Annotated in this window: 1 protein-coding gene; it reads left to right on the top strand. The window is 56.1% G+C overall.

Annotated elements, in window-relative coordinates:
* A partial coding sequence (locus FSO04_RS47035) for a transposase (RefSeq protein ID WP_174825363.1) occupies window positions 1-303 on the top strand: 303 nt, incomplete at both ends.

Genomic DNA, 303 nt, shown 5'->3' with positions numbered 1-303 from the left:
ACAAGAGCGAGGAAATACTCGCATGCCACGAGGCCGGAATCACGGTGTTTGTTCCCAAGACGAAGACTTCGGGCGCGACCTTCGACGGGCGCTTCGGCAAAGACGATTTTATTTACGACGCTGAGACGAACGAGTATCGATGTCCGGCAGGCGAGCGTCTCGTATGGCGCTATACGACAACCGAACGTAGCCTGAAGTTTGATCGCTACTGGAGTTCGCAGTGCCAACAGTGCTCGTTGAAAGACAAATGCACTCCGAGCACCGAACGCCGGGTAACGCGCTGGGAGCACGAAGGATTGCTCG

It is taken from the genome of Paraburkholderia madseniana, assembly GCF_009690905.1.
In the GTDB taxonomy this organism is placed as follows: domain Bacteria; phylum Pseudomonadota; class Gammaproteobacteria; order Burkholderiales; family Burkholderiaceae; genus Paraburkholderia; species Paraburkholderia madseniana.
This window is presented reverse-complemented; position numbering and strand designations above follow the sequence as displayed.